26 protein-coding genes are annotated in these 24,151 nt (G+C 65.0%); 12 read left to right on the top strand and 14 right to left on the bottom strand.

Annotation, left to right across the window (positions count from 1 at the left end; genetic code table 11):
- Window positions 1-11: 11 nt before the first annotated feature.
- Genes J3E61_RS05670 through J3E61_RS05635 form a run of 8 tightly spaced genes read left to right on the top strand, consistent with a single transcriptional unit; the run spans window position 12 to window position 8,835 of the window.
- Entirely contained in the window at window positions 12-1,202 is a 1,191-nt protein-coding gene (locus tag J3E61_RS05670) for an MCE family protein (RefSeq protein WP_192724295.1), read from the top strand.
- Window positions 1,202-2,236, top strand: coding sequence for an MCE family protein (locus J3E61_RS05665; protein WP_210082904.1), 1,035 nt, complete (start codon window positions 1,202-1,204; stop codon window positions 2,234-2,236). Before J3E61_RS05670 ends, J3E61_RS05665 begins: the two co-directional genes overlap by 1 nt.
- Window positions 2,229-3,275 carry an MCE family protein gene (locus tag J3E61_RS05660; protein WP_192724293.1) on the top strand — a complete coding sequence of 349 codons (1,047 nt, stop codon included), beginning with the start codon at window positions 2,229-2,231 and terminating at the stop codon, window positions 3,273-3,275. Before J3E61_RS05665 ends, J3E61_RS05660 begins: the two co-directional genes overlap by 8 nt.
- Window positions 3,272-4,708, top strand: a complete 1,437-nt coding sequence (locus tag J3E61_RS05655) for an MCE family protein (protein WP_192724292.1) — start codon at window positions 3,272-3,274, stop codon at window positions 4,706-4,708. Before J3E61_RS05660 ends, J3E61_RS05655 begins: the two co-directional genes overlap by 4 nt.
- Before the next feature lie 53 nt (window positions 4,709-4,761).
- Window positions 4,762-5,904 (top strand): MCE family protein, encoded by a 1,143-nt coding sequence (locus J3E61_RS05650; protein WP_210085444.1) that lies wholly within the window; start codon window positions 4,762-4,764, stop codon window positions 5,902-5,904.
- Window positions 5,904-7,652, top strand: a complete 1,749-nt coding sequence (locus tag J3E61_RS05645; RefSeq protein ID WP_192724291.1) for an MCE family protein — start codon at window positions 5,904-5,906, stop codon at window positions 7,650-7,652. Before J3E61_RS05650 ends, J3E61_RS05645 begins: the two co-directional genes overlap by 1 nt.
- Entirely contained in the window at window positions 7,652-8,347 is a 696-nt protein-coding gene (locus J3E61_RS05640; protein WP_210082903.1) for a mammalian cell entry protein, read from the top strand. Before J3E61_RS05645 ends, J3E61_RS05640 begins: the two co-directional genes overlap by 1 nt.
- A complete protein-coding gene (locus tag J3E61_RS05635; RefSeq protein ID WP_192724289.1) occupies window positions 8,347-8,835 on the top strand; it encodes a mammalian cell entry protein in 489 nt (162 codons plus the stop codon). Before J3E61_RS05640 ends, J3E61_RS05635 begins: the two co-directional genes overlap by 1 nt.
- On the opposite strand, the gene J3E61_RS05630 is transcribed toward J3E61_RS05635, so the two are convergent.
- The 5 genes from J3E61_RS05630 to J3E61_RS05610 form a co-directional block, all read right to left on the bottom strand.
- Window positions 8,822-10,288 carry a trehalose-6-phosphate synthase gene (locus J3E61_RS05630; protein WP_210082902.1) on the bottom strand — a complete coding sequence of 489 codons (1,467 nt, stop codon included), beginning with the start codon at window positions 10,286-10,288 and terminating at the stop codon, window positions 8,822-8,824. The genes J3E61_RS05635 and J3E61_RS05630 overlap by 14 nt on opposite strands.
- On the bottom strand, window positions 10,289-10,450 hold the full coding sequence (locus tag J3E61_RS05625; RefSeq protein ID WP_192724287.1) for a hypothetical protein: 162 nt from the start codon (window positions 10,448-10,450) through the stop codon (window positions 10,289-10,291). It lies immediately after the preceding gene.
- A gap of 47 nt (window positions 10,451-10,497) precedes the next feature.
- Window positions 10,498-10,848: an intersectin-EH binding protein Ibp1 gene (locus J3E61_RS05620; protein WP_210082901.1), complete on the bottom strand. Its 351-nt coding sequence runs from the start codon at window positions 10,846-10,848 to the stop codon at window positions 10,498-10,500.
- A 122-nt stretch (window positions 10,849-10,970) separates the two neighbouring features.
- Entirely contained in the window at window positions 10,971-11,324 is a 354-nt protein-coding gene (locus J3E61_RS05615; protein ID WP_192724285.1) for an intersectin-EH binding protein Ibp1, read from the bottom strand.
- Between the two features lie 123 nt (window positions 11,325-11,447).
- Window positions 11,448-11,792, bottom strand: coding sequence for an intersectin-EH binding protein Ibp1 (locus J3E61_RS05610; protein ID WP_192725193.1), 345 nt, complete (start codon window positions 11,790-11,792; stop codon window positions 11,448-11,450).
- Between the two features lie 245 nt (window positions 11,793-12,037).
- On the opposite strand from J3E61_RS05610, the gene J3E61_RS05605 reads away from it, so the two are divergent.
- Window positions 12,038-12,973: an enoyl-CoA hydratase gene (locus J3E61_RS05605; RefSeq protein WP_210082900.1), complete on the top strand. Its 936-nt coding sequence runs from the start codon at window positions 12,038-12,040 to the stop codon at window positions 12,971-12,973.
- Between the two features lie 45 nt (window positions 12,974-13,018).
- Window positions 13,019-13,855, top strand: a complete 837-nt coding sequence (locus J3E61_RS05600; protein WP_210082899.1) for an SDR family oxidoreductase — start codon at window positions 13,019-13,021, stop codon at window positions 13,853-13,855.
- Here the strand turns inward: J3E61_RS05600 and J3E61_RS05595 are convergent.
- From J3E61_RS05595 to J3E61_RS05560, 8 genes are all read right to left on the bottom strand, one after another.
- Window positions 13,852-14,766, bottom strand: a complete 915-nt coding sequence (locus J3E61_RS05595; protein WP_210082898.1) for an NAD(P)-dependent oxidoreductase — start codon at window positions 14,764-14,766, stop codon at window positions 13,852-13,854. The two genes, J3E61_RS05600 and J3E61_RS05595, sit on opposite strands and share 4 nt — an antisense overlap.
- A 56-nt stretch (window positions 14,767-14,822) precedes the next feature.
- The gene (locus J3E61_RS05590; RefSeq protein ID WP_192724281.1) at window positions 14,823-15,149 is read right to left on the bottom strand and encodes a DUF732 domain-containing protein; all 327 of its coding nucleotides are present in this window, start codon (window positions 15,147-15,149) and stop codon (window positions 14,823-14,825) included.
- Between the two features lie 73 nt (window positions 15,150-15,222).
- Complete coding sequence (locus tag J3E61_RS05585) at window positions 15,223-15,696, bottom strand: 2Fe-2S iron-sulfur cluster binding domain-containing protein (RefSeq protein WP_192724280.1); 474 nt, start codon at window positions 15,694-15,696, stop codon at window positions 15,223-15,225.
- A complete protein-coding gene (locus J3E61_RS05580; RefSeq protein ID WP_210082897.1) occupies window positions 15,689-16,564 on the bottom strand; it encodes an FAD binding domain-containing protein in 876 nt (291 codons plus the stop codon). Before J3E61_RS05580 ends, J3E61_RS05585 begins: the two co-directional genes overlap by 8 nt.
- Window positions 16,561-17,253 carry an SRPBCC family protein gene (locus J3E61_RS05575; RefSeq protein WP_210082896.1) on the bottom strand — a complete coding sequence of 231 codons (693 nt, stop codon included), beginning with the start codon at window positions 17,251-17,253 and terminating at the stop codon, window positions 16,561-16,563. Before J3E61_RS05575 ends, J3E61_RS05580 begins: the two co-directional genes overlap by 4 nt.
- Entirely contained in the window at window positions 17,253-19,568 is a 2,316-nt protein-coding gene (locus tag J3E61_RS05570; RefSeq protein WP_210082895.1) for a xanthine dehydrogenase family protein molybdopterin-binding subunit, read from the bottom strand. Before J3E61_RS05570 ends, J3E61_RS05575 begins: the two co-directional genes overlap by 1 nt.
- Before the next feature lie 55 nt (window positions 19,569-19,623).
- Window positions 19,624-20,742: an XdhC family protein gene (locus tag J3E61_RS05565; RefSeq protein WP_210082894.1), complete on the bottom strand. Its 1,119-nt coding sequence runs from the start codon at window positions 20,740-20,742 to the stop codon at window positions 19,624-19,626.
- Window positions 20,743-20,798: 56 nt separating this feature from the next.
- Window positions 20,799-22,028: a cytochrome P450 gene (locus J3E61_RS05560; protein WP_210082893.1), complete on the bottom strand. Its 1,230-nt coding sequence runs from the start codon at window positions 22,026-22,028 to the stop codon at window positions 20,799-20,801.
- 92 nt (window positions 22,029-22,120) lie between these two features.
- Between J3E61_RS05560 and J3E61_RS05555 the strand changes: the two genes are divergently transcribed.
- The gene (locus J3E61_RS05555) at window positions 22,121-22,777 is read left to right on the top strand and encodes a D-alanyl-D-alanine dipeptidase (protein ID WP_210082892.1); all 657 of its coding nucleotides are present in this window, start codon (window positions 22,121-22,123) and stop codon (window positions 22,775-22,777) included.
- Window positions 22,778-22,793: 16 nt separating this feature from the next.
- Window positions 22,794-23,663 carry a DKNYY domain-containing protein gene (locus J3E61_RS05550; protein ID WP_210082891.1) on the top strand — a complete coding sequence of 290 codons (870 nt, stop codon included), beginning with the start codon at window positions 22,794-22,796 and terminating at the stop codon, window positions 23,661-23,663.
- An 11-nt stretch (window positions 23,664-23,674) separates the two neighbouring features.
- Here the strand turns inward: J3E61_RS05550 and J3E61_RS05545 are convergent, their stop codons facing one another.
- The gene (locus J3E61_RS05545) at window positions 23,675-24,151 is read right to left on the bottom strand and encodes a hypothetical protein (protein WP_210082890.1); all 477 of its coding nucleotides are present in this window, start codon (window positions 24,149-24,151) and stop codon (window positions 23,675-23,677) included.

Raw genomic sequence — 24,151 nt, 5'->3', positions numbered from 1 at the left:
GGGGAGACGTCGTGTCGAGGACTGCCGCGATCAGAATCGCCGCCGCTGTGTTGGCGTTGATCATCGTGGCGTTCACCGTGTTCACCTATCTGGCATATACCGCCGCCTTCACTCCCACCGACTCCGTGACCGTGACGTCGCCGCGCGCCGGTTTGGTTATGGACAAGGAGGCCAAGGTCAAATACCGCGGTGTCCAAATCGGCAAGGTCGAAGACATCGCGTATACCGGTGACCAGGCCAAGTTGACATTGGCGATCAACCGCGACCAAATGCGTTATGTCCCATCGAACGCGTTGGTGCGCATCGGCAGTACCACGGTGTTCGGCGCGAAGTCGGTGGAGTTCATTGCACCGCCGCAGCCGGACCGCACGCCGCTGCATCCTGGCGCCAACGTGCAGGCTTCCTCGGTGCAGCTGGAAGCCAACACGTTGTTCCAGACGCTGACCGACGTGCTGCACAAGATCGACCCGATACACCTCAACGCAACCCTGACGGCGATCGCCGAGGGCTTGCGTAACCATGGCGACGACGCCGGCGCCGGCCTTGCGGGGCTGAATCAGTTTCTGGCGCAGGTGAATCCAAAGCTGCCAACGCTCGAGTCGGATATCGCGCAGACGGCGAAGGTCGCCAACATCTACGGAGATGCGGGCCAGGATCTGGTCACTGTGATCAACAACGTGCCGAAGATCAATCAGACGATCATCGATGAGCAGGACGACCTCAACGCCACGCTGCTCGCCACAATCGGTTTGGCGAACGTCGGAGCCGACACGCTCGAACCGGGAGCAGACGATTACATCGCCGCGATCCAGCGACTGCGGGCACCGCTGAAGGTGCTTGGCGACTATTCGCCGGAGATCGGTTGTGTCTTGCAGGGCACCAAGATCGCCGCTCAGCGCGGAGAACGGGTTGTCGGCGGCATGCACCCCGGCGCAATGGTGAGTTCCAGCTTCGTGCTCGGCGTGCCGTCGTACACCTATCCGGAGAGCCTGCCCATCGTCAACGCGTCCGGCGGTCCCAACTGCCGCGGCCTGCCTGACATCCCCACCAAGCAGTACGGCGGCTCCTGGTACCGGGCACCGTTCCTGGTCACCGACAACGCCTACATCCCGTACGAGCCCTTCACGGAGGTTCAGGTCGACGCGCCAAATACGTTGCAGTTCCTGTTCAATGGCGCATTCGCAGAGCGGGACGATTTCTGATGGGCCACCGAGCACTCCTGCTCAAGGTGAGCATCTTCGCGGTGGTCATGCTGTTGGTATCCGCTGCCTTGGTGGTGATCTTCGGCGAGTTCCGGTTCGCCTCCACCAACACCTACCACGCCACCTTCACCGACGCGTCGCGGTTGGAGAGTGGCAACGATGTGCGCATCGCGGGCGTACCGGTGGGCAGTGTCAAAGACGTGAAGCTGAACCCCGACAACACCGTCGATGTGGCGTTCACCGTCAACAAGAAGTATCAGATGTATACGTCGACGCGTACGGCGATCCGATACGAGAATCTGGTTGGCGACCGCTACATGGAAGTCACGTCGGGGCCCGGTGACCTTCGGAAGTTGCCGCCTGGCGGTACGGTCAACATCGACCACACCGAGCCCGCTCTGGATCTCGATGCCTTGCTCGGCGGGCTGCGTCCGGTGGTCAAGGGCCTGAACGGCACGCAGATCAACCAGATCAACAATGCGATCCTCGAGCTCTTGCAGGGCCAAGGCGGTGCGTTGTCGCAATTGCTGTCCGACACCGGAACATTCAGCCAATCTCTGGCCGATCGCTATCAGGTGATCTCGGAGGTGATCCACAATCTCAATGAGGTGCTCGGCACCATCGACGGGAAGAGCGCACAGTTCGATGCCAGCGTGGACCAGCTGCAGAAGCTGGTAAGTGGATTGGCCCAAGGCCGCGACCCGATCGCCGGGGCCATTCCACCCCTGGCATCCGCTGAGACGGACCTGACCGACCTCCTGGTGAACTCGCGCCGGCCGGTGCAGGGCATACTCGAAAACCTTCGCCCGCTGGCAACCGAGCTCGACAACCGCAAGGGAGACATCAACAAAGTCATCGAACCGCTCGCCGAGAACTACCTGCGGCTCAATTCCCTTGGCGCATACGGCTCATACTTCAACTACTACATCTGCTCGGTGTCGCTGAAGTTCAACGGGCCAGCGGGCAGCGATGTGTTCCTGCCAATAGGTGGCGTCCCGGACCTGTCGAAGGGGAGGTGCTCGGAAAATGGATAAGACACTGCGCTCGGGCATCTTCGGACTGGTGATCGTCATATGTGTCTTGATCGTCGCGTTCGGTTACACCACACTGCCTTTCTATCCGCAGGGCAAGCAATACGAGGCTTACTTCGCCGACGCCGGCGGCATTTCGCCGGGCAATGACGTCAACGTCTCCGGCATTGCGGTCGGCAAGGTGACCGGGGTCGAACTCGCGGGCGACGTCGCAAAGGTGACGTTCACCGTCAACCGCAAGGTCCGAGTGGGTGATCAAACGCTGGCCTCGATCAAGACCGACACCGTGCTGGGTGAGAGGTCGCTAGCGGTGACACCGCGAGGCGGCGGGTCAGTGACATCAATTCCTTTGGGGCGCACCACAGTTCCTTACACGCTGAACATGGCGCTGCAGGATCTCGGTCAGAATTCCGCCGAACTCGACAAGGGGCAGTTGGACCAGGCGTTGAGCGTGTTGACCGAATCCCTGCGCGACGCGACCCCGCAGCTGCGTCGAACACTGGACGGAGTTGCGTCGTTGTCCCGCAGCATCAATGCCAACGATGAGGCATTGGGGCAGCTGTTGGACCACGCTCAGAAGGTGACCAAGGTGCTCGCCGACCGGGCCGGTCAGGTGAACCAGCTCGTCACTGACGGCAATCAACTATTCGCCGCGCTCGACGAGCGCCGTACCGCGTTGAGCACCTTGATCGCAGGCATCGACGATGTCTCACGCCAGATTTCGGGATTTGTCGCCGACAACCGCCGTGAGTTCGGTCCGGCTCTGACGAAGTTGAACCTCGTGCTCGACAATCTCCTCGAGCGCCGCGAGCACATCAGCCAGGCGATTCGTCGGTTGCCGCCGTATGCCACCGCCCTCGGCGAATCGGTCGGTTCCGGTTCGGGCTTCAACGTCAACCTGCCCAACGCGGTACCAAACATTTCTCAGCAGGAGCTGTTGCTGGACCTCTACTTCCAACCGGGCAAGGTTCCAGACAGCCTCGCCGATTTCATCCGCGGATTCATCGACGAGCGGTTGATAGTAAGGCCGAAGTCACCATGAGCCGCTGGTTGCGTTATGGAGTCATCGGTGCGCTGGTGGTGGCACTGATCGGCGGCGTGTACGTGGTGTGGCCGCGAGTCGGCACTTACCGCGTGGTCGGCTATTTCACGTCGGCAACCGGCCTGTACCCCGGGGACGATGTCCGCGTTGTCGGTGTCCCCGTCGGCTCGATCGAATCGATCTCGGCGGAAGCCGATGCAGTCAAGATCACGATGCGGGTGCAGGACGACGTCAAATTGCCCGCTGATGCCCGCGCGGTCATCATTGCGCCGAATATCGTTGCGGCCCGGTTCATTCAGCTCACCCCCGCATTCAAGGGCGGCGCGGCGATGAAGGACGGCGGCAGCATTGGGCTGCAGCACACCGCTGTTCCGGTGGAATGGGACGAAGTCAAAACCGAGCTGACGCAACTCAGCCAGCAGCTCGGACCGCAGGCGGGCCAGGTTCAAGGTCCATTGGGCGCATTCATTGACCAAGCGGCCGACACGTTCGACGGAAACGGCGATTCGTTCCGGAAAGCCCTGCGCGAGTTGTCCCAGACCGCAGGGAGATTGGGTGACTCACGCACCGACCTGTTCGGTACGGTCAAGAATCTGCAGATCCTGATCGACGCACTGTCGCGCAGCAACGAGCAAATCGTGCAATTCAGTGGGCATTTGGCGTCGGTGTCGCAGGTGCTTGCCGAAAGCTCGCAGGGGCTGAACAACACCCTCGGCACGCTCAACCAGGCCCTGTCAGACATTCGCGGCTTCCTGGGCGAGCACAATCAGACCCTGATCAGCAGCGTCAACAAGTTGACCGACTTCACCAGCCTGCTGTCGAACCAGGGCGAGGACATCGAGCAGTTGCTGCATGTCCTTCCGAACGCGATGGCGAATTTCTACAACATCTACAACCCGGCCCAGGGCACCGCGAACGGTCTGCTCAGCCTGCCGGAGTTCACCAACCCGGTGCAGTTCATCTGCGCAGATTTCGACGCTGCAGGCCAGCCCGACAACTACAAGCGAACCGAAATCTGTCGCCAACGGATGGCCCCCGTGCTGCGGCGCTTGATGATGAACTACCCGCCCATCATGTCGCACGGAATCAACACGATCACCGCGTACAAGGGCCAGATCATCTACGACACGCCAGCGACCGAGGCCAAGGCGCAGACCTACATCCCGTATCTGCAGTGGATACCGTCAGACGGACGGTATCCGCCCCGATCCGGTGAGGGCGGTGATGTCAGTTCGTTGCTGCTGCCGCCGAATCCCACTCCCGGCCCGCCGCCACCGGCGCAGCCGTACACGTTGGGTCCCGTAGTGCCGCCGCCAGGACCAGCGCCGGACGCGCCTGCGCCCGCTGCGGCCGGTCCGCTCCCTGCGGAGGCGCCGGTGCCGGCCGACGCCGTACCACCGATGCAACCGGTCGGCCCTGGAGGCGGCGGATGATGCGAAAGTCGATGAGCCTCAACGTCGGCCGCGCTACCCGCGGCACCGTGGCCATGGGTTCCGGCGTGATGCTGCTGGCCGGCTGCCAATTCGGCGGGCTGAACTCGCTGAACATGCCGGGCACCGTTGGCCATGGCGCAGGCGCTTACTCGATCACGGTTGAGCTGCCGGATGTGGCCACCCTGCCGCAGAACTCGCCGGTGATCATCAACGACGTCACCGTCGGCAGTGTGTCGGGCGTGGAGGCCGTACAGCGCGCGGATGGCACTTTCTATGCGGCGGTGAAACTCTCGCTGGAACGCAACGTCAAGTTGCCGGCCAACGCGACCGCCCAAGTCGGGCAGACGTCGCTATTGGGCTCGCAGCACGTCGAGCTGTCGGCGCCCGTGGGCCAGCCCGCGATTGGGGAGCTGCGTGACGGGTCGCGGATCCCCGAGAGCCACGGCGGCCGCTTCCCGTCCACCGAGGAAGTGCTGTCCGCGCTGGGTGTCGTCGTCAACAAGGGCAACCTTGGTGCGCTGCAAGACATCACCCAAGAAGTCTCGACCGCGGTGGCCGGACGTGAAGGCCAGTTCGCTGACCTGATTCCGCGGCTCGCCGAGCTGGCGGCGTCGTTGAATCGGCAGACCGACGACATCATCAGTGCGGCCGAAGGTCTCAACCGTTTCGCCGGAATCCTCGCGAACCAAAAGGACAGCCTGAACCGCACCCTTGACACGCTTCCCGCAGCGTTGAAGGTGCTCAACGACAACCGCGCCAACATAGTCGACGCGTTCGCCGGGCTGCGCAGGCTCGCCACGGTCGGGGCACGCATCCTCTCGGAGACGAAGACTGATTTCGCCGCGGAAACGAAGGACCTGTACGCAGTCATCAAGCCGGTCAACGACAATCGCTCTGCGCTGGTGGACTCCCTGGACTTCCTGGCGACCTTCCCGTTCCCTGGTAAGAACCTGAAGCGCGTGGCAAGAGGCGACTACTTCAACATCTGGGAAGTTTTCGACCTGACCCTTCGCCGACTGGGCGAGACGATCTTCACGACGTCGTTGGGCCTGGACCCGAACATGAAGCACCTCGACGAAGTCGTCAGCCCGCCGGACTTCCTGGTCGGGGAGATGGCCAACCTCTCGGGGCAGGCCGCAGATCCGTTCAAGATTCCGCCCGGTACCGCGTCGGGTCAGGAGGTACCACCCAAGTAATGCTGAACCGAACTGCGCGAATCCAACTCGTCATCTTCGCCCTCGTGACCGTGCTCACGGTCGCGGCGATCGCGATGTTCTACCTGCGCGTCCCGGCTCGGCTGGGAATTGGCGCCTATGAGGTCACGGCGAACTTTGCCGCAGGCGGTGGCCTCTATCAAAACGCCAACGTCGCTTTCCGCGGTGTGCAGGCTGGACGCGTTGAGTCCGTGACACTGACCGACGATGGCGTCGCCGCGCGGTTGCGGCTCAACAGCGACGTCAAAATCCCGGCGAACTCGACCGCGACGGTCAAGAGCGTCTCTGCGGTCGGCGAACAGTATGTGGACTTCGTGCCGCCCGAGCATCCGTCGCAGGCGGTGCTGGGTGACGGTTCCGTGATCCCGAAGGAGCGGACGGCGCTCCCGCAGGACGTAGCCGACCTGTTGCACCAGGCAGACCAATTGGTGAGCAGCCTCAACAACACGCGTCTTCAGGACCTGCTGCGAGAAACGTTCAAGGCGTTCAACGGTTCTGGGCCGGAACTCGCGCGGCTGATCCAATCGACGCGGTTGTTGATCGACGAGGCCAACTCGAGCTGGCCGCAGACCTCGGCGCTCATCGACCAGGCCGGGCCGTTCCTGGACACTCAGATCCGTAGCGGCGACGACATCCGGTCTTTCGCCGACGGGCTTGCCCGCTTGACGACGGAGGTGGCCAACGCCGATCCTCAGCTGCGGTCGGTGCTGGCGAACGCGCCGTCGACGGCCGATGAGGCCAGTCAGACGTTCGAGGGCATTCGCCCGTCCTTCCCGGTGCTCGCGGCCAACCTTGCCAACCTCGGCCGCATCGGTGTCATCTACAACAGGTCGATCGAACAGGCGCTGGTCATCTTCCCCGCCCTGCAGGCTGCTCTCATCACCATCGGCGGTCAGCTACCCGCGGACGAAGGCGGCAAACAGGACTTCAAGATATCCATCAACGACCCCCCTCCGTGCAACGTCGGGTTCCTGTCGCCGATGGATATTCGATCGCCGGGCGACACGACGTTGCGCGAGTTGCCGACGGACCTGTATTGCAAGGTGCCCCAGAACGATCCGAGCGTGGTGCGCGGCGCGAGGAATTACCCGTGCCAGGAATTCCCCGGTAAGCGGGCTCCAACGGTTCAGCTCTGCCGGGATCCGAAGGGATACGTCCCGATCGGCAGCAACCCGTGGCGGGGGCCGCCGATTCCGACGGGTACACCGGTTACGGACCCTCGAAACATCCTGCCGCCGAACAAGTTCCCGTACATTCCACCGGAAGCCGACCCCGACCCGGGCTATCCGGTGGCACCGGGGTTGATCCCGCCGGGGATCCAGCCGGGTCCGGGGCCTGCGCCGCATCAACCGTGGCCGTATATCCCGCCACCGAACGACAATGGGCCCCCACCCCCGGCGACGGCATGGATACCGCCTGCACCGTATCCGGATGCATGGCCGCCACCGGCGAATCCCCAACCGCCGTTCATGTTTCCGGGACCGTACAACCCGGTGGCACCGCCACCGGGGCCGGCTCCGGCACCACCACCGCCACCGGCGCCTGCTGAGCTGCCACCGTCGGCGGTGAGCCCGCCGCTGGCCAGCGGAACCGCTTACGGCACGTACGATCAGCACACCGGTGTGTTCGTCGACCCGGCAGGCGGTACCGGGGTGTTCGCGGCAGGTGCCTCTGACATGCGGCCACAAGAGAATTGGGTAGATCTCATGCTTTATCCGAGGCAGACGTGATGACGTCCAGTCCTACACGCTCCCCGCAGGCTGCGCGCCGCCGCCGCGCATCGAGGGCCGCTGGTCCCGCGAACGGAAAGTCGGCCGAGACAATAGCGGTGCGCGTCGAGGCGCCCGTTTCAACCAGCGGCACCAGCGCTCGCAAGGCCGGCAGGCCCGCGGCGCCTGCACGCCGACCGGCAAACCGTCGGATGGTGGCGGTCGTTGCGCTGAGCGTCGGACTCGTGGCAACGGCTCTGCTGGCCACTGCGGTGTCGGTGATGGTCGTCCAGAGAAACCACGCGGAAGCCGCGCAGGCGCGCAACCAGCGATTCATCGACACCGCCACGCAGACGGTGGTGAACATGTTCAGCTTCAAACAGGACACCATCGATGACAGCGTTAACAGGTTGTACGACAACACAAGTGGGCCGCTGCGCGACATGCTCGGCCGAAGCAACAATGTCGAGAACCTGAAGGCGATTTTCCGGGACACCGGTGGTAGCTCGGAGGCGGTGATCAACGGCGCCGCGCTGGAAGGCGTTGACGGCATCAGTGGCAACGCCTCGGTGCTCGTGTCCGCCCGCGTCACCGCGAGCGACATGAACGGAAACAACAGGCCGTCGCAGCCCTACCGACTGCGCATCGTCGTGCATGAGGGCGACGACGGACGCATGACGGCATATGACCTCAAGTACCCCAACGGCGGGAACTGATGCGCTGGTTCGCGAGCATCGTCGCCGGCCTACTCACCGCCGCATTCGTGGGGTTGGCCGCGGTGGGCGGTTCGATGTATTGGCAACGAGTCGAAATGCGTAGTGAGCAAGCCGCCCGCGATGAGCTGGGACCGCTTGCGCAACAGCAGATTCCTGCCGTGTTCAACTACGACTACAAAACCGTGGAGCGCAGCCTCACCGACGCCTACAACCTGCTGACTCCGGACTACCGCAAGGAGTTCCAGAGCCGAGCGAATTCAGACATCATCCCGCAGGCGCGGCAGCGGGAGGTGGTGAGCCAAGCCAACGTGGTCGGCGTCGGAGTCATGGACGCGCAGCGCAACTCCGCAGCTGTGATGGTGTACCTCAACCGGACGGTGTCCGATAAGTCGAGTCGCGAGCGGCCGATCTACGACGGCGTGCGATTGCGCGTGGAATACAAGCGCATCGACGGCAAATGGTTGATCAACTACATCACTCCGATTTAGCGGCTTCGCCGTTCGTGCCAGCCAATGCATCGAGGAACGACCGTGCCCATCGGTCGACGTCGTGTGCCAGCACCTGCCTGCGCAGGGCGCGCATGCGCCGCCTGCCCTCTTCGGGGGCCTGATTCAACGCCGCCTCGATCGCATCCTTGACACCTTCGAGGTGATGGGGGTTGGTGAGATAGGCCTGGCGGAGTTCGGATGCGGCGCCGGTGAATTCGCTGAGTACCAGCGCACCTCCCAGATCGCTGCGGCAGGCCACATACTCCTTGGCCACCAGATTCATTCCGTCGCGCAACGGGGTGACCAGCATGACGTCGGCCGCCACGAAGAACGCGATCAATTCTTCGCGGGGGATCGGCCGGTGTAGGTAATGCACGATGGGATGACCGACCTCGGCGTACTCGCCGTTGATGTGCCCGACCTGCCGTTCGATGTCCTCGCGCATCTCGATGTAGCTCTCGACGCGCTCCCTGCTCGGCGTCGCGAGCTGCACGAGCACCGTGTCTTCCCGCTTGGCCCGATGTTCGGCGAGCAGTTCCGAAAACGCCCGCAGCCGAACGTCAATGCCCTTCGTGTAGTCCAACCGGTCCACACCGAGCAGGATCTTGCGCGGGTTGCCCAGCTCGCTGCGGATCTCTCGCGCGCGCTGCCGGATGGCGCGGCTGCGGGACTGCTGGTCCAGGGCCGTTGAGTCGATGGAGATCGGGAAGGCGCCGACCTTGACCGTGCGGAAGCCGACGTCGATCTCGCCGAATTTGGAACGCACGCCGACTGTCCCGCGTGAGGTGTTCGCCCCGACAAGCCGGCGCGCCAGGATCATGAAATTCTGTGCGCCGCCGGGCAAGTGAAACCCGACCAGGTCGGCGCCGAGCAGGCCCTCGGTGATCTCGGTGCGCCACGGCATCTGCATGAACAGCTCGACCGGTGGGAACGGAATATGCAAAAAGAAGCCGATGGTCAGATCGGGCCGCAGCATCCGCAGCATTTTCGGGACCAGCTGCAGCTGATAGTCCTGCACCCACACGGTCGCGCCCTCGGCCGCCACTTTGGCGGTGGCCTCGGCGAAGCGACGGTTGACCGTGACATAGGCGTCCCACCACTCTCGGTGGTAGATCGGCTTGACGATCACGTCGTGGTACAGCGGCCACAGGGTGGCGTTTGAAAAACCCTCGTAATAGTCGGCCACCTCGTCGGCCGACAACCGGACCGGGCACAGGTACATGTCATCCTGCTCGATCGGTTCGTCGTCGGCATCCGGTATACCCGGCCAGCCGATCCACGCGCCGCGGCGACGGCGGAGCAGGGGCTCCAGCGCGGTGACGAGGCCACCGGGGCTCCGCTTCCACGTCGTGCTGCCATCGGGCAGCCGCTCCATGTCGATGGGTAGCCGGTTGGCCACCACGACGAAGTCCGCCTCACCGGGGCCGTGCGCTTGGCGGTCCCCCGGACTCACTTAAGCCTCGAGCTTCGGTCCAATGCCGAGCATCGATAAAAAGATCCGGCATTCGTCGGCGTCGTTCGCGTATGCAGCGACGACGCGCCTGGCCTGGCGTGCAGTGCTGTCGGCAAGCGGCTCCACGTCGCCGATCTCGGCGGGGTCAGATTTCGCAGGCATATGACAACCTTACCGACCGCGTGGTCAGGAAGGGTCGACGCCGTCCGCTACGGGCTCGAACTGACGGTCGAACGCGGGACCGGCTGTGGCCCGAGGTCCTCCGATTCCTCGGCCAGGCCGATGCACTGGCCGGAGTTGTGGCCGGTGCAGGGGACGCCATCGACCGATGGCAGGTCCGGATTGCCGGGGATGCTGCTGAACACTGCCCCCGAGTTCGGCACCGTGTGCGGGACGCAGGTGCCGGTGTACAGGTCTTCCTCTTCACCCGACGGGCACTGCGCCAGCGGCACCGAGGCGCTCGGAATGGTGGCGACGGCGATGGCCGGGGCCGCCGCTACTGCGACCGCGAATCCGCCGGCCAGGATCAGACGTCGTACTGAAAGCTCAAGGGTCGCCATCGTCACGCCTCACGTAGTCATTGACAATCTCGTCGGGGATTCTATGGAAGCTGAGAGAAACCTGCAGATCTTCCGTGAGTTCCCTGAGAGTGCGACCCTTCGGCTTGCCAAGCACCCAGTGTTTACGGGCTGGCTTCGATGGTCGAGCGCGGCACAGGTTGAGGGCCCGCGTCCGCCTCATTCTCGGCCAGGCCGATGCACGCGCCTGAACTGCGCCCGCCGGTGCACGGAACGCCCTCGATTTCTGGAATGTCGGGATTGGCTGCCGTCGAGGTGAATCCCTCGGGTGAGTTCGGCACCAGGAAAGGCGTGCAGGAAGCCGTGTAAACGTCTTCTTCTTCGCCGGTGTCGCATTGCGCTATCGGCCTGGAATCCGTTGGATGCGCGGCGATTGCGACGGCCGGCGTGAGGGCAACCGCGAACGCAAATCCGCCGGCAAGCAACAGGCGTCGAGTGGTGATCGAATCTTTCGTCATCGTCGAATTCTACGAATGCTGAAAGCAATCTGCAGACATTCTCCGTGTTCGCTGGGAATCTCTCTGCGGCGCAAACAAAAAGCCGGGGCACACCTGCGCGCCCCGGCTTTTCTGAATTGTCCGCTAGGGGCTCGAGCTCACGGTCGAATGCGGCACCGGCTGCGGGCCTTCTGCCTGCTCCTCTTCGGACAAGCCAATGCACTGGCCGGAATTGCCTCCGGTGCACGGAATGCTGTCCACCTCCGGGAGGCCACCCGGCGAGGTCACGCCAACCTCAGGGGAATTCGGCACCAGATCCGGCGTGCATTCACCGGTGAACGTGTCCTCGGACTCGCCGCCGGGGCAGGCCGCGATCGTGGGCACGTGGGTGGGCGTGGCGACGACGGCGACCGCAGGCGCGGCCGTAATAGCGACTGCGAACCCGCCGGCAAGGAGCAGTCGTTGAAGTGGAAGCTTGAAGGTCGGCATCGTCACGCTTTCTGTAGTTTTGCTGTTTGTTTGTCGCCCGAAGTTGTGGCGGCAGAGGGGATCTGCTAGCGGAGACCTTACGCTGCCGACTGGGAAAACGCCCGGTCAACGTCAATAAAGTGGTGCGGTTGTGCCAATTCTGAAAAGTTGCTGTCAGGTGGCTGTGGCACCACTTCGCGACCGCTTGCGCCGGCACCGTAATGTGCAAGCCGTCAATGGTTTTTAAGCGAACGAGGTGGTCCGCTGTGGCAAGCCCTGACCTGACCAGCACCGAGGAGATCGGCGGCGACGCGCCCCAGCAGGTGACTTACGAGACGCTGGAAGACGGCACGATCGCGCGGATCTGGCTGAACCGGCCCGAGGCCCAGAACGCCCAATCGCGAACGCTGTTGGTGCAGCTCGATGAGGCCTTCGGCCGCGCAGAAGCCGACGACACGGTGCGTGTGGTGATCCTGGCCGCCCGCGGCAAGAACTTCTCGGCAGGCCACGACCTCGGTTCGGAGGAGGCACTGGCCGAGCGCAAGCCCGGACCGGGGCAGCATCCCACGTTCCAACTCAACGGCGCGACAAGGTCTGCCGTTGCGGAGAGGACGTATCTACAGGAGTGGCACTACTTCTTCGAAAACACCCGGCGCTGGCGTGATCTGCGCAAGATCACCATCGCGCAGGTGCAGGGCAACGCGATCTCGGCGGCGCTGATGCTGATCTGGGCGTGCGACCTCATTGTCGCCGCCGACGATGCGAAGTTCAGCGATGTGGTCGCCGTACGGATGGGGATGCCAGGCGTTGAGTATTACGCGCATCCATGGGAATTCGGCGCGCGCAAAGCAAAAGAGCTTCTGCTGACCGGTGATTCGATTGACGCGGAGGAAGCATATCGGCTTGGCATGGTGTCCAAGGTTTTTCCGCGCGCAGAACTCGAGGACAAGACGCTGGCGTTCGCGCGGCGCATCGCTGAGCGGCCGACCATGGCCGCGCTGCTGGTGAAGGACTCCGTCAATGCGGCGGCCGACGCGATGGGGTTCACCGAAGCCTTGCGACACGCATTTCACATTCACGAGCTCGGCCACGCACACTGGGCGGCGGCCAACGAGAACCGCTATCCGGTCGGCCTGCCGCCCGACGTACCGGACTGGCGCAGCCTTGGTGCCCCCAAGCTCGCCCACCGCGACGAGCCGTGACGTATAACTAGAACCTGTTCTAGTAACGCGGCGAAGGGGGCAGCGGTGCAGCTGTCATTGGCGGAGCGAACGGTTCTGGTCACCGGCGGTGGCAGCGGGATCGGCAAGGGTACGGCCGCCGCGGTGGTGGCTGCCGGCGGCAACGCGATGCTGGTCGGTCGCAACGCCGACAAACTGGCTGCTGCGGCCGATGAGATCACGGCGCAAGGCGGCCCCGGGGCGGTGCTGTACGAACCGGCCGATGTCACCAGCGAGGACGAAGTGGCACGTGTCGTCGAGGCGGCGACCGCGTGGACCGGACGGCTGTGGGGCGTGGTGCACTGCGCGGGCGGCAGCGAGACCATCGGACCGATCACGCAGATCGACTCCGAGGCGTGGCGGCGCACCGTCGACCTGAACATCAACGGCACCATGTACATGATCAAGCACGCCGCGCGGGAGATGGTCCGCGGCGGTGGCGGATCGTTCATCGGTATCTCGTCGATCGCGGCGAGCAACACCCACCGGTGGTTCGGCGCATACGGGGTCTCCAAGGCGGGCATCGACCATCTGATGCAGTTGGCCGCCGACGAACTGGGTGCGTCGTGGGTGCGAGTCAACAGCATCCGGCCCGGTCTGATCCGCACCGAACTCGTTGCGCCCGTTCTCGATTCACCGGAGCTGAGCGCCGACTACGCGACGATCACACCGTTGCCCCGTCCCGGCGAGGTCGAAGACATCGCGAACGCGGCACTGTTTCTTCTCAGCGACGCGTCGAGCTACATCACCGGCCAGGTGATCAACGTCGACGGCGGCGTGCTGGTCCGGCGCGGGCCTGACTACTCGGCGATGTTGGAACCGCTCTTCGGCGCCGACGGGCTGCGCGGCGTCGTCGCGACCTAGCTTCGGGCGGCGCCCTGGTCGCGTGCCGCCGGGTTCGATCCGCCTGCCTCCCAGGCGGATAGCGCGCCGACGGCCGACCAGTCCAGGTGGGCGCCACCATTGGCGAGCAGCGTCAGGAAGCGATCCCGCAGCAGGCTGGCGATCGGCAGCGGAGTCTGCAGTTCCTCGGCCGCCGCGAGAACCAGTCGGATGTCCTTTTGGCCGAGTTCTGCGGCGAATCCCGCTGGCTCGAACTCGTCGCGCGCGATCAGGCCGCCGTATGTCTTGTACACCGGGGCGCCGAACAGCGTCGAGGTGAGGATCTCGAGATAGTCGTTCTTGTCGACACCCGCTTTGGCTACCAAAGCCATTGCTTCCCCGAGAGATTCGATCACCGAGGCGATCAGGAAGTTGCCGCTCAACTTCACCAGGCTGGCTGCCTTCGGCTCGTCTGACACCTCGAACGTGCGCTGGCCGATCGCGTCGAACACAGGTGAGAGCGATTGCAATGCATCGCCGTCTCCTGCCGCGACCACGAAAAGCTTTGCGGCCGCGGCTGCTTCCGGCCTGCCGAAGACCGGTGCCGCGACGAACCCCTGGCCCGCCTCGGTGTGCGCGGCTGTCAACCGCTCGCAGAGCGCGACGCTGATCGTACTCGACGAGACATGCGTCGCGCCGGGCCTCAGCGAGGCCAGGATGCCGTCGTCGCCGAACGTCACAGCTGACACAGCGTCGTCGTTGGCCAGCATCGTGATCACGATGTCGCCGTCGCACGTCTCCGCCACCGACTTCGCCGGCTTGGCGCCCTGCTCCGCAAGGGCCGCAACCTTGTCCTGCGACCGGTTGTACGCCGTCACCTCGTGGCCGGCCTTCAGCAGGTTCGCGGCCATGCCGGCGCCCATGTTGCCCAACCCGATGAACCCAATCTTCATGGTGTCCACCATGCCGGGTGTTCCTGTGGGAAGCCGGGCGGGGTGACTGGTCGAAGCTAGCCGCCGGTTCCGGCGGGAATCTTGTCCTTGCAGTAGGCGTAGACGGCGATGCCGCCGAAGTCAGCGGATTTCTGCGTCGACCACTTGGTCTTCTTCACGATCATGTTCAGCGCGTCGTTGACAGAGCCACCGCCATTGAGCAGGTCGCACGTGGAGTGGGCCAGGTCGAGGGCGTACTGGTCCGACTTGACGGTGATGCCCTTCTGCTGAAGGCCCTTCAGGAATGCCTGGTCCAACTGATCATCGGCGGAGGCCGGCGCCGCCAGCGCCGTGGCTGTGCCGACCGCAACCGCGATCGCCGCCAACAAATGCTTCTTTCTCATCTGTCTCCCCAGTAACGTCCCCGGCCTTTCAGCAGAGTACGCCGGCAAAGGTATCGCTGCCAGGGGCAGTTAGTCAGGCTTGACTCTCTGCAGCGCGGTGAACTGCGTTGATGATGCCCTGGTAGCCCGTGCAGCGGCAGAAGTTCCCGGACAGGCCTTCGCGGATTTCCTCGTCAGTGGGTGTCGGGTTGTCCCGCAGCAGCGCGGTGATCGACATGACGAACCCAGGGGTGCAGAACCCGCATTGCAGGCCGTGGCACTCCCGCAGCGCTTCCTGCACCGGGGACAGTGCGCCGTCGGCGGACGCCACGCCCTCGACCGTCGTCACTTCGCAGCCGTCCGCCTGCACGGCGAACATCAGGCAGGAGCGCATCGCCTGCCCGTCGACCAACACCGTGCACGCCCCGCAGGCGCCGTGCTCGCACCCCAGGTGCGTCCCGGTCAGGCCGCACCGCTCGCGCAAGTAGTCAGCGAGCGTCAGCCGCGGTTCCACCGTCGCCTCGGTCGGCTGCCCGTTGACGGACACCTGCACCGGCCACTCATGCATCGCTTGCCTCCGCTGTCGCAGACTTCCAGGCGCGCGCCACCATGGTGGCCCCGACCTTGGCTCGATAAGCGGCCGACCCCTGCAGATCGGCAGGGATGTCGATCAATGCACTGACGGCCAGCCTGCCGACGTCATCGGGTGTGATGTCGTCGACGGGGCGCCCGACGACGGCCTGCTCGGCAGGCGAACCCCGCAACGGCGTCGATCCGAGACCCAGCAGCCCTATCCCGCAGCGGCTCACCCGATTATCCGCATCGAGCTGTACCGCGACGGCTGCACCGGCGATGGCGAAGTCGCCGTGCCTGCGCGCGAACTCCTCAACCGCGAAGCCCGACCGCGACCCCCACACGGGAAATCGCACCGCGGTGAGGATTTCGTCGGAGGCCATGGAGTTCTCCCACAGCCCGCTGAAGAACTCGGCGGCCGGGATGTCTCGTGCGCCGCGCGGCGAGACTGTTTCCATCCGCGCATCGAGCGCCAGCGCGACCGCTGCGTACTCCGCCGCGGGATCGGCGTGCGCGATCGCGCCCCCGAGCGTGCCGCGGGTGCGGATCTGGAAATGGCCGATGTACGGCGTCGCCAACGTCAGCAGCGGCACCGACTCTGCGACCTCGTCGTCCATCCCGACGAATACATGCGGCGTCGCGGCGCCAATCCGAATCTCGTTGTCGCGCGCGTCGATACCGACCAGCTCACTGATGCGTGAGATGTCGATGAGGTTGTCGAAATGCGTAAGGCGCATCGCGAGCATCGGTACCAGGCTCTGTCCACCCGCCAGTATCTTCGCATCGTCGCAGTACTCGGCAAGCAGCCCGACGGCTTCGTCGACGCCCTCGGGCCGGTGATACGCGAATGGGGCTGCCTTCATGACACCAACCGTGCCAGCGCATCCAGCAGATCATCGGAGCGGCGGTTACGTCGGCGACCCAGAAGGAAACCGATCACCCCGCCCGCCGCCAGCGCGACCAATGCGGGCGCGAACCGCTTGGCCATCGGCACCGCGACGACCTTGAGCAGGTCGACGGAATCCGCGGCGGCGGGTTGGCTTGCCGCCGTGAGTGTTTCGGCCGTCGGCGCGGCTGTGACGGTCGGCGCGGCTGTGGTGTTCGGTGTTCCACCGATGATGTCGGCCTCGAGCGCCTTGGCGAATTGTGCGATCAGATTGCCCGCGACATCGCCGAGCACGCCGCGACCGAACTGAGCGGCCTTGCCCGAGATGGTCAGGTCCGTCTTGATCACCACGGTGGTGGCGTCGCCTTCGTCCTTGAGTTGCGCCGTGACGACGGCGGCCGCGTTGCCGTTGCCCCTCGTCTCCTTGCCGTTCGCCTTCAGTACCACCCGATGCGCTGTTGGATCCTTCTCCAGGAACGCGGCATTTCCCTTGTAGGACACGGTGATCGGGCCGACCTTGACCTTCACCGCGCCGGTGAACTCGTCGCCGTCGACGGTCAGCAGCGTGGCGCCGGGAAGACACGGCGCGACGCGTTGGACGTCGGTGAGCACCTCCCACGTCTTCGCCGCAGGCACCGCGACCCGAAATTCGTTGTTCAGTTCCATTATTGGGACTCCTCGATCAGTGCGACGATCGCGGCTGGGCTGGCCGGTAGACGGGTGAGTGTGACGCCCAGTGGTGCCAGCGCGTCGTTGATCGCGTTGATCACCGCGGGAGTAGACCCGATGGCCCCGCCCTCGCCGACACCCTTGTAGCCGCCGATGCCAGGGCCGGGGATCTCGACGTGGCCGTACTCGATCGGGGGCACCTCGGTGGCGGTCGGCAGCAGGTAGTCGACAAACGTTGAGGACAGCGGGTTTCCGTCGTCGTCGTAGGCCATGTTCTCCAGGAGCGCGCCGCCGATGCCCTGCGCCGTGCCGCCCGCGATCTGCCCCTCGACCACATTGGGGTTGATCATCGCGCCGACGTCCTCGCTGACGATGTAGCGCGTCAGCGTGACGTGGCCGGTCTCGACGTCGACCTCACACGTGCACGCGTGGGTGGCGTTCGCCCAGTGGATCATGGTCTGCGACGTGAAGCGCGCCGTCGCCTCCAGTGTCGCAGCCATCCCCGGCGGGAGTTGCTGTGGCTCGTAATACGACCGGTAGGCGATATCGGCGAAAGTGACGCTCTTCGACGGGTCGTCGCGGACAACGGCTTTCGATTCGCTCAGCTCGATGTCGGCCTCCTCGGCACCCAGCCGATGCGCGGCCATCGCCACGATCTGCTTGCGCAGCATGCTGCCCGCCTCGTGAACTGCGCCCGCCGTCATCGGACCGGATCGGCTGCCCTGCGAGCCCGCACCGTACGGTGTCACAGCGGTGTCGCCCTGGATGGTGGAGACGTCTTCGATGTTGGCGCCCAGCGCGTCTGCCGTCAGCTGCACGACCGTCGTCTCGATGCTGTTGCCGGTCGACCCGCCGTTCACGTAGACGTTGATCTTGCCCGTGGGCTCCATCCGGATGGTCGCACCTTCGGTGGCGAGGTGCCCCGTGGCCGCGCCCGTCGGCTCGATGTAGGCCGAGAAACCGAGCCCGATATAGCGACCCTGGTCCAGGGCTTCGCGCTGTTCGCGGCGAAACCCTTCGTGGTCAAGTATTTTCACGGCCTGCTCGAAGGTGTCGGCGGGTGCGACGTGGTCGTAGGGCATGCCGTTGGGGTTGAAGTACGGCATCTCGTCGCCGCGCAGGATGTTGCGCCGCCGTAGCTCGACGGGATCCATGTTCATCTTGCGCGCGGCGATGTCGAGAAGAACTTCGCGGGCCAGCGTTTCGTACTGCCACGGCCCCCGGTAGGCCGCCAGCCCCGCGGTGTTCGAGAACACCGTCTTGTAGTTGAAGCTCGCCTTCGGTATGCGGTACGGCCCAGGGAAGAACATCCCGATCGCAGCGGTGGTCAGCACGGGGTAGGGCGTCGGATACGCCCCGACGTCCTGAAGGAAGTCGATGTCGGCGGCGAGGATGTTGCCCTCGGCGTCGAATGCCATCCTGGCCTTGCCGTCGACGTGGCGCGCCTGGCCGGCCGACATCAGGTTCTCGCGCCGGTCCTCTACCCACTTCAGTGCGACAGGGACCTTGCGTGCGGCCAGCAGAATGCACATGTCCTCGCGCATCGGGACGACCTTTTGGCCGAAGCCACCGCCGGTGTCACGCATGATGACTCGCACGCCTTGCGCCGGAATGCCGAGCAGTCGAGCGGCGAATGCCCGCAGTTCGTGGGGGGTTTGGGTGGACGCCCACACCGTCAGCTCCGCCGAAGGGGCGTCCCACTCGACGACCATGCCGCGGGTTTCCATCGGCACCGGCGCGTAAATCTGTTGGTAGACACTCGCTTCCGCGACGTGTGGTGCCGACGAGAAGGTCTCTTCGTCCGGGGGTGCGCCGCCCATACCGCCCGCAACGTTGTCGGGATACGCGTCGTGGACTATGACGTCGGCGCCGATGGCGCGCGTGAAGTCGGCGATCGCAGGCAGCGGCTCGTAGTCCACCTCGACCAATTCGACCGCATCTTCGGCGATGTAGCGGCTCTCAGCGATGACCAACGCGACCGGGTCGCCGACGAACTTGACTTCGCCCTCGGCCAGCGGCGGGCGCGGCGTGTCCGGGATGTCCTTACCGGCGACCGCGTGCCACGCCTCCTTGACCTCCGGATTGATATCAGCGGCCGTCAACACCGCGCGGACCCCCGGCAGTGCGAGCGCCGCGGTCGCGTCGATGGCGCCGAGTTTCGCGTGGGCGAATGGGCTGCGCACGAAGCAGGCGTGCAGCATGCCCGGCCTGGTGACGTCGTCGACGAACGTGCCACGACCGGTGAGAAGCCGGTTGTCCTCGACGCGAGGAACGCGGGTGCCTGCGTAACGAGTAGCTACGGTCTCCGTCACGGAATCACGTTATCGTATTTGAGAGCGACATTTCCACCCTGATTGTCTCATCTAATTAATCGTGGTGGATTCGGCCGTTGACCTCGGTCAGCGGCCGTCCGCCGCCGCCCCATCGGCGCGCGATGATCTCCGCGGCGATCGAAACGGCTGTCTCTTCTGGGGTGCGGGCGCCCAGGTCGAGGCCGATGGGGCTGGCCAGTCTGTCCAGGTCGGCGTCGGTCAGACCGACCTCGCGCAACCGGTTCATCCGGTCTTCGTGGGTGCGCCGCGACCCCATCACGCCGATGTAGTCGACCTCGGGCAGTCGCACCGCCACCTGCAACACGGGCACGTCGAACTTCGGGTCGTGGGTCAGCACGCAGATCGCCGTTCTGCCGTCGATGGCCCCCTGCTCGGCCTGCGCGCGCAGATAGCGGTCGGGCCAGTCGACGATGACCTCATCGGCTTCGGGAAAGCGGGCCTGCGTCGCGAACACGGGCCTCGCATCGCACACCGTGACCCGATATCCGAGGAACGCGCCCTGGCGGGCCAGCGCCGCCGCGAAGTCGATGGCGCCGAAGATCAGCATCCGCGGCCGCGGGGCATGGCTGGCGACGAACACCTCCATGCCCGCTTCCTGGCGCTGCCCGTCGGGGCCATACGACAGCACCGCGGTTCGGCCCGCGGCAAGCAGACCCTTGGCGTCGTCGGCGACGGCGTCGTCGGCGCGCGCAGACCCAAGCGATCCCGTGACCGCTTGGGGCCCGACGACCAACCTGCGCCCGAGCCATGCGGGGTCGGGGTGTGCGATCACCGTGGCAACAGCAGTCGGGCGTTGGCCCGCAATATCGTCAGCGATCGTCTGCAACTGCGGAAAAGTGTTGCGCGACACCGGCTCTGCGAAGATATCGATGATCCCGCCACACGTGAGACCAACGGCGAAAGCGTCGTCGTCGGATATCCCGTAGCGGTGCAGTTCGGGTCGTCCGGTTTCGACGACCTCGTTGGCGAGTTCGTACACCGAGGCCTCGACGCAACCCCCTGACACCGAACCGGCGACGGTGCCGTCGGGGGAGACCACCATGGTGGCGCCAGGCGGGCGCGGCGCGGACTTGATGGTGCGGACGACGGTGGCGACGCCCGCCGTCCCGCCGGCATGCCACACCGCCAGCAGTTCGTCGAGCACGTCTCGCACGGTCGCTAAGTCTATGCCGGTGACCCGGCCGCTCTGTGCGAGTGCTCAGCGCGACGTCAGGCCGCGTCGAATTCCACCGGCAGCATGTCGGGTCCGCTGATGCCGACCAGCGGCTTCCACGGCGCAGGACCTGCGCGACGAAGGTTGCGCATGCGGCGGGCCATCACGGTCAACGCTTCGGCCATCTCGCGCCGGGCCAGGTTCGCGCCCAGGCAGTAATGTGCGCCAGCGCCGAACGACTGCATCGGCGGCGCCCCTTCGCGCGTGATGTCGAGACGGTCGGGATCCTCGTAGACCGATGGATCCCGGTTGGCAGCGGCCGTGTTGACCCAGACGAATGTGTTTGCCGGGATCACGACACCCTCGTACTCGACGTCTTCGGTCGTCATCCGCATCACGCCGAAGGTCACGGGATAGAAGCGCATCAGCTCTTCGACCGCCTTCATCGCCAATTCGGGATGCTCGGCGAGCAGCTCCCATTGCTCGGGATGATCGCAGAGCGCATCGATGGCAGCGGCCACCTGGTTGCGGGTGGTATCGGTGCCTGCCATGAGAATGCCGCCGGCAAGCATGCGAAGTTCGGCCATGGTCAGGTGGTCGCCCTCGTGCTCGGCCCGAACCAGCCCGGTGATCAGGTCGTCGGTCGGCGAAGTGCGTCGCTCGGCCACCATGTCGTCGACGTAGTCGTCGAGTTCCCGCCACGCCTTGAGGATCTCGGCCTCGTACTCGGCCGCCCTCCATGTGAAGGTCTTGAAGAAGTCGTCGGCCCACGCGGAGAACAGCTGCCAATCCTGGCGTGGCGCCCCGAGCAACTCGCAGATCACCGGAACCGGATAGGGGCGCGCGATGTCCGCGACGATCTCCGAGCGGCCGAGCTCCATCAGCGGGTCGGTCAACTCGTTGATGATGGCGGTGATCGTCTTGTCCAGTCTCGCGACCGAGCGCGGGGTGAAGGCCTTGGACACCAGTCGGCGTAGCCGAGCGTGGTCCTCACCGTTGATGCACAGTAGCGACGAGCTGACCCGATCCCACAGCTCGCCAGACGTGATGCCCTGGGTCTCCAGGCCCATCCCCGGCGGCGGGCACATCCGCGGATCACGCAGCGCGATGTGGGCGAGTTCGTATCGCAGGATCTCGGGCCCCTGCGCCCCCATGCCGATCGCGGATTGTTCCCGCGCTCGCTTGAGGTTTTCGTGCGCCGCCTGCGGGCTTGGCGCATCTTGGTAGGAGACGATTGGCAGGTCGGCCTCGAAGACGGTCGGGCACTTGACGGTCGCAGCAGTCATGCTGGCCTCCTCTTTTCGGGACGCCTACATGGTCTGACCGCATACAGGGGGCCGATAGCGTATGCGGATACCTGCTTTTGAGAGGTGTTTGCATGCGAGTACGTGTGGTCGTTGTGCTGGCAACTTTGTGTGTCGCCGGCAGCACTTCTGTCAGCGCATTTGCCGCGCCACCGGTGCCCCCGGTGTCCGACGACGCGCGGGCGGCCGGGCTGATCGACGTGCGCACTGTAGTACCCGACGCGATCATCGACCTTCGATACGCAACGCCGGACAACTTCGTCGGGGTCCCGCTCTACCCCGCGGACGCCCGCTGCCTGGTGCACGAGTCGATGGCGCAGGGCTTGTCTGCCGCCGCTGCGGTATTGCGGTCCAAAGGTGAAGTGCTGCAGTTCTGGGACTGCTATCGGCCCCACGATGTGCAGGTGCGAATGTTTCAGAAGGTGCCCGACCCGAACTGGGTCGCCAAGCCGGGGCCGTACTCGCGCAGCCACGAGACCGGCCGATCCGTCGACGTGACGATCGCCGACACCGCCGGACCTCTCGAGATGGGCACCGACTTCGACGACTTCACTCCGCGCGCACTGGCCTACGCGACCGACGGCGTCAGCGCGGCCGCGCAGGCCAACCGCGCCCGACTGCGCGACGCGATGAGCGCAGGCGGACTGACGGTCTACCAGGGCGAGTGGTGGCATTTCGACACCAGCGGCGCCTACGAGAAGCGCCCGATTCTCAATGCGCCGCTGAATTAGGTGCTTCGATCGTCGCATGCGCAGATCGATCGCGGCCCTGTGCCTCGTCGCGGTGGTGTTGTTGCCGGCCTGCAGCGACAACAAGGCGCCCAACTCGCTGTTCGACGGCGCCGGCTACCACGTCCGCGGCGACAAGGTGTACTACCTGGTCGCGTTCCCGGGTAAGGCGTTCGAAATCCCGGACGCAGACCCCCTGTCGTTCAAGGCGTTTGACACCACTTATGCAAAAGACAAGACCAACGCGTATTTCAACGGCCACCCGATCGCGGGCGCTGATGCAGCCAGCTTCGACGTGCTGAGCCGCAGCAGCTTCGCCAAGGACCGCAGCCACGTCTACCAACTGGACCGGCCGATCAGCGAGGACCCGGTGCACTTCGAGTTCCTCGACGGCGGACTGTCGAAGGACAGCGCCGCCGTGTACTGGACCGACGGTCGGGTGTTGTCCAACGATCCAACGCATTTCGCGGTCATCTCCAGCGACGATCATTACCTGTTCACGAAAGACGGGCGAAGCGTCCACGTCAACGGCAACCCGATCGCCGAGGCGGATCCCGCGACATTCCGTGTGCTGGCAGGCGCATACGCGCAAGACGCTCACCGAGTCTTCTACTTCACCGATGCGGTAGTGGCCGCCGACGCGGCCTCATTTCGTCCGCTCGACGGGCCGTATGCCCGCGACGCCACCCGCATCTACTGGATGGGCAAGGTGATCGACGGCGCCGATCCCGCCACCTTCCGTGTGTTGAACGCGGCGTTCGAATGTTCAGCCGATGCCACCCGTGCGTACTACCGGCAGGCCGTCATCGTGGGCGCAGACCCGAAGACTTTTCCCGCTGGGCGTCAGGCGACCAACTGCAGCGACACCACCATCTCGTTTGCCGAGTAGGGCGCGCCGGCTCAACCGGGGCTTCGGGTCCACAGGCAGTGCCCGCTCAGTTCCACCGAGAACAGACTGGGCAGCAACTGAAGCGAAAGTGGTTGTCCTGGTTCGCCTTCGGAGACCAGCGGTGCGCTCTTGACGCCGGGGCTGACGACCGTCTGTTGCTCGGCTCGGCATCGGCTGCCGGGTTCCAGCGGGGTGGCGGTCCATTGACCCGATGCGACGTCGGGGTTGCGTAGCCCCTGGCCGTGCAACGTGATCGTCGGCCCGACGCTCAACCACCGGTCGTTGGGTGGTTGCGGTGCTGTGAGGGCCTGCCACTGTCCATCGACGCACACCAGGGGTGTCAGTTCATCTGCGGGCCAGGTCATCACGCCGGCCAGGTCGGACGTGCACGCCGTACCGGCCTGTGGCGCAGGCGGTTCGGCGGACGCGACGGGCAGTGCGCCCAGCGCGGCCGCCAGCACCCCGATGGCGAGCGTCGTTCTCAGCAT

Source organism: Mycobacterium sp. OAE908, assembly GCF_017872775.1.
In the GTDB taxonomy this organism is placed as follows: Bacteria; Actinomycetota; Actinomycetes; order Mycobacteriales; family Mycobacteriaceae; genus Mycobacterium.
The sequence above is the reverse complement of the archived record's forward strand: the minus strand, read 5'-3'. Positions and strand labels throughout refer to the sequence as shown.

Coding starts and splice junctions, on each gene's coding strand:
- J3E61_RS05665 (WP_210082904.1), top strand. CDS start 1,202: ATGGGCCACCGAGCACTCCTGCTCAAGGTGAGCATCTTCGCGGTGGTC.
- J3E61_RS05660 (WP_192724293.1), top strand. CDS start 2,229: ATGGATAAGACACTGCGCTCGGGCATCTTCGGACTGGTGATCGTCATA.
- J3E61_RS05655 (WP_192724292.1), top strand. CDS start 3,272: ATGAGCCGCTGGTTGCGTTATGGAGTCATCGGTGCGCTGGTGGTGGCA.
- J3E61_RS05650 (WP_210085444.1), top strand. CDS start 4,762: ATGGGTTCCGGCGTGATGCTGCTGGCCGGCTGCCAATTCGGCGGGCTG.
- J3E61_RS05645 (WP_192724291.1), top strand. CDS start 5,904: ATGCTGAACCGAACTGCGCGAATCCAACTCGTCATCTTCGCCCTCGTG.
- J3E61_RS05640 (WP_210082903.1), top strand. CDS start 7,652: ATGACGTCCAGTCCTACACGCTCCCCGCAGGCTGCGCGCCGCCGCCGC.
- J3E61_RS05635 (WP_192724289.1), top strand. CDS start 8,347: ATGCGCTGGTTCGCGAGCATCGTCGCCGGCCTACTCACCGCCGCATTC.
- J3E61_RS05625 (WP_192724287.1), bottom strand. CDS start 10,450: ATGCCTGCGAAATCTGACCCCGCCGAGATCGGCGACGTGGAGCCGCTT.
- J3E61_RS05620 (WP_210082901.1), bottom strand. CDS start 10,848: ATGGCGACCCTTGAGCTTTCAGTACGACGTCTGATCCTGGCCGGCGGA.
- J3E61_RS05615 (WP_192724285.1), bottom strand. CDS start 11,324: ATGACGAAAGATTCGATCACCACTCGACGCCTGTTGCTTGCCGGCGGA.
- J3E61_RS05610 (WP_192725193.1), bottom strand. CDS start 11,792: ATGCCGACCTTCAAGCTTCCACTTCAACGACTGCTCCTTGCCGGCGGG.
- J3E61_RS05595 (WP_210082898.1), bottom strand. CDS start 14,766: ATGAAGATTGGGTTCATCGGGTTGGGCAACATGGGCGCCGGCATGGCC.
- J3E61_RS05590 (WP_192724281.1), bottom strand. CDS start 15,149: ATGAGAAAGAAGCATTTGTTGGCGGCGATCGCGGTTGCGGTCGGCACA.
- J3E61_RS05585 (WP_192724280.1), bottom strand. CDS start 15,696: ATGCATGAGTGGCCGGTGCAGGTGTCCGTCAACGGGCAGCCGACCGAG.
- J3E61_RS05580 (WP_210082897.1), bottom strand. CDS start 16,564: ATGAAGGCAGCCCCATTCGCGTATCACCGGCCCGAGGGCGTCGACGAA.
- J3E61_RS05575 (WP_210082896.1), bottom strand. CDS start 17,253: ATGGAACTGAACAACGAATTTCGGGTCGCGGTGCCTGCGGCGAAGACG.
- J3E61_RS05560 (WP_210082893.1), bottom strand. CDS start 22,028: ATGACTGCTGCGACCGTCAAGTGCCCGACCGTCTTCGAGGCCGACCTG.
- J3E61_RS05555 (WP_210082892.1), top strand. CDS start 22,121: ATGCGAGTACGTGTGGTCGTTGTGCTGGCAACTTTGTGTGTCGCCGGC.
- J3E61_RS05550 (WP_210082891.1), top strand. CDS start 22,794: ATGCGCAGATCGATCGCGGCCCTGTGCCTCGTCGCGGTGGTGTTGTTG.
- J3E61_RS05545 (WP_210082890.1), bottom strand. CDS start 24,151: ATGCTGAGAACGACGCTCGCCATCGGGGTGCTGGCGGCCGCGCTGGGC.